The organism is Croceicoccus sediminis (assembly GCF_007570835.1).
Lineage (GTDB): Bacteria > Pseudomonadota > Alphaproteobacteria > Sphingomonadales > Sphingomonadaceae > Croceicoccus > Croceicoccus sediminis.
The window spans coordinates 2,501-5,937 of record NZ_SUNC01000008.1; the positions used below are offsets into that span (position 1 = coordinate 2,501).

1 tRNA gene and 2 rRNA genes are annotated in these 3,437 nt (G+C 54.2%); all 3 read left to right on the plus strand.

The window, feature by feature from the left end:
• Nucleotides 1-29: 29 nt before the first annotated feature.
• The 3 genes from FAX90_RS16450 (at nt 30) to FAX90_RS16460 (ending at nt 3,357) form a co-directional block, all read left to right on the plus strand.
• Nucleotides 30-2,821, plus strand: a 23S ribosomal RNA gene (locus FAX90_RS16450).
• A 120-nt stretch (nt 2,822-2,941) separates the two neighbouring features.
• Nucleotides 2,942-3,056, plus strand: a 5S ribosomal RNA gene (gene rrf / locus FAX90_RS16455).
• 224 nt (nt 3,057-3,280) lie between these two features.
• Nucleotides 3,281-3,357 (plus strand) — tRNA-Met (locus FAX90_RS16460).
• Nucleotides 3,358-3,437: the final 80 nt, after the last annotated feature.

Genomic DNA, 3,437 nt, shown 5'->3' on the forward strand with positions numbered 1-3,437 from the left:
GCAGGCCTGTCGTTGATGGTGTGGATTCTCAAGCGTGAGGTAAGAGCATTTGGTGGATGCCTTGGCATGTACAGGCGATGAAGGACGTGGCACGCTGCGATAAGCGTCGGGGAGTTGTGAGCAAACTTTGATCCGGCGATTTCCGAATGGGGAAACCCACCTTCACCATTTCTCTCGATTTGTGGTTTTTGCCGCAGGTTGAGTGAGGTGGATAAGGTATCACCTTAGCGAATATATAGCTTTGGTGAAGCGAACCCGGGGAACTGAAACATCTCAGTACCTGGAGGAAAAGACATCAACCGAGATTCCGTTAGTAGTGGCGAGCGAACGCGGACCAGGCCAGTGCCTTCATTTCAACTAGCAGAACACTTTGGAAAGAGTGGCCGTAGCGGGTGACAGCCCCGTATGTGAAAGTGATGATGAAGGACTCGAGTAGGGCGGGACACGTGAAATCCTGTCTGAACATGGGGGGACCACCCTCCAAGCCTAAATACTCGTACATGACCGATAGCGAACTAGTACCGTGAGGGAAAGGTGAAAAGCACCCCGATTAGGGGAGTGAAACAGTACCTGAAACCGAATGCTTACAAGCAGTTGGAGCTCCTTTAGGGAGTGACAGCGTACCTCTTGCATAATGGGTCAGTGACTTAATTTATCATGCGAGCTTAAGCCGTTAGGTGTAGGCGCAGCGAAAGCGAGTCTGAATAGGGCGACAGAGTATGATGAATTAGACCCGAAACCCGGCGATCTAGGCATGACCAGGTTGAAGGTGCGGTAACACGCACTGGAGGACCGAACCGTTGAATGTTGAAAAATTCTCGGATGAGTTGTGTTTAGGGGTGAAAGGCCAATCAAGCCGGGAAATAGCTGGTTCTCCGCGAAATCTATTGAGGTAGAGCGTCGGATGTATGCCGATGGGGGTAGAGCACTGGATGGGCTAGGGGGTCGCGAGATCTACCAAACCTAACCAAACTCCGAATACCATCGAGTCTTATCCGGCAGACAGACGGCGGGTGCTAAGGTCCGTCGTCAAAAGGGAAACAGCCCTAACCTACAGCTAAGGTCCCCAAGTCGTATCTAAGTGGGAAAGCATGTGGGAATCCCAAAACAACCAGGAGGTTGGCTTAGAAGCAGCCATCCTTTAAAGAAAGCGTAACAGCTCACTGGTCTAAATAAGGGTTCCTGCGGCGAAGATGTAACGGGGCTAAAGATACGCACCGAAGCTTAGGGTTGCAGTTTACTGCAGCGGTAGCGGAGCGTTCCGTAAGCGAGTGAAGGCGAAGGGTAACCGACGCTGGACGTATCGGAAGTGCGAATGCTGACATGAGTAGCGACAAAGAGGGTGAGATGCCCTCTCGCCGAAAGACCAAGGGTTCCTGCTCAACGCTAATCGGAGCAGGGTTAGCCGGCCCCTAAGACGAGCCCGAAGGGGGTAGTCGATGGGAACCACGTTAATATTCGTGGGCCTGGAGATGTGTGACGGATCGCGGAAGTTGTTCATCCTTATTGGATTGGGTGGGCAGCCAAGTGGTTCCAGGAAATAGCCTCTCCATATAGACCGTACCCGAAACCGACACAGGTGGTCAGGTAGAGTATACCAAGGCGCTTGAGAGAAGTATCCTGAAGGAACTCGGCAAATTGCCTCCGTACCTTCGGAAGAAGGAGGCCCTCTTTCTGCGCAAGCAGTAGGAGGGGGCACAGGCCAGGGGGTAGCGACTGTTTAGCAAAAACACAGCACTCTGCTAAGTCGGCTTCAAGACGACGTATAGGGTGTGACGCCTGCCCGGTGCTCGAAGGTTAAGAGGAGGAGTGCAAGCTCCGAATTGAAGCCCGAGTAAACGGCGGCCGTAACTATAACGGTCCTAAGGTAGCGAAATTCCTTGTCGGGTAAGTTCCGACCTGCACGAATGGCGTAACGACTTCCCCACTGTCTCCAGGATATGCTCAGCGAAATTGAATTCTCCGTGAAGATGCGGAGTACCCGCGGTTAGACGGAAAGACCCCGTGCACCTTTACTGCAGCTTCAGAGTGGCATTAGGAAAGAGTTGTGTAGCATAGGTGGGAGGCTTTGAAGCGAGAGCGCCAGTTCTCGTGGAGCCATAGGTGAAATACCACCCTGCTGTTTTCTGATGTCTAACCACGCACCGTTAGCCGGTGTTGGGACCCTCTGTGGCGGGTAGTTTGACTGGGGCGGTCGCCTCCTAAAGAGTAACGGAGGCGCGCGATGGTAGGCTCAGGCCGGTTGGAAACCGGCTGCAAGAGTGCAATGGCATAAGCCTGCCTGACTGCGAGACTGACGAGTCGAGCAGAGACGAAAGTCGGTCATAGTGATCCGGTGGTCCCTCGTGGAAGGGCCATCGCTCAACGGATAAAAGGTACGCCGGGGATAACAGGCTGATGATTCCCAAGAGCTCATATCGACGGAATCGTTTGGCACCTCGATGTCGGCTCATCACATCCTGGGGCTGGAGCAGGTCCCAAGGGTTTGGCTGTTCGCCAATTAAAGTGGTACGTGAGCTGGGTTCAGAACGTCGCGAGACAGTTTGGTCCCTATCTGCCGTGGGCGTCGATACTTGAAAGGAGTTGCCCCTAGTACGAGAGGACCGGGGTGAACATACCTCTGGTGTACCTGTCATCCTGCCAAGGGTGCCGCAGGGTAGCTATGTATGGACGGGATAACCGCTGAAAGCATCTAAGCGGGAAGCCTCCCTTAAGATTAGGTATCTTCGAACCGTCGTAGACCACGACGTTGATAGGCCGGGTGTGGAAGTGCGGTAACGCATGGAGCTAACCGGTCCTAATAGTTCTGATCGCGCTTGATGAATCTGCACCATCAACGACAGTCTTGTACTGCTCGTTGACCAGGACGGTCATCGCAGCCAGATCAACCCACATCACTTAAAGAGTGCATCGATTAATATGCGACACGCCTGCTTCATTGCTTGGTGGCCATAGCGTTTGTGACCCACCCGATCCCATCTCGAACTCGGACGTGAAACCAAACAGCGCCGATGGTACTAACGCTCAAGCGTTGGAAGAGTAGGACGCCGCCAGGCATTGCAGCAGGCGTGAGCGCAAAAAAACCCATTCACATGACAATCAAAATGCCGCTGCCGGGAAACCCCCAGTGGCGGCTTTTTGGTCTCTCGGATAGGTCCCTCAAAGGACCACGGAGCCGCAAGGCTCCGCAAGGCCAAACGGCCGCCCGCAGCGCCGAAGGCGTGAGGAAAAGCCAAGTCGACGCATGTCGACGCCGGTGCCTGAGGCCAAGACAAGGTGACGCGGGGTGGAGCAGTCCGGTAGCTCGTCAGGCTCATAACCTGAAGGTCGTTGGTTCAAATCCAACCCCCGCAACCACACACAACCAAGCCCCCATGGCAAATCGCCAAGGGGGCTTTCTTGCGTCCAGAGCGTGAGTAACCGACCGGGAGGTAATG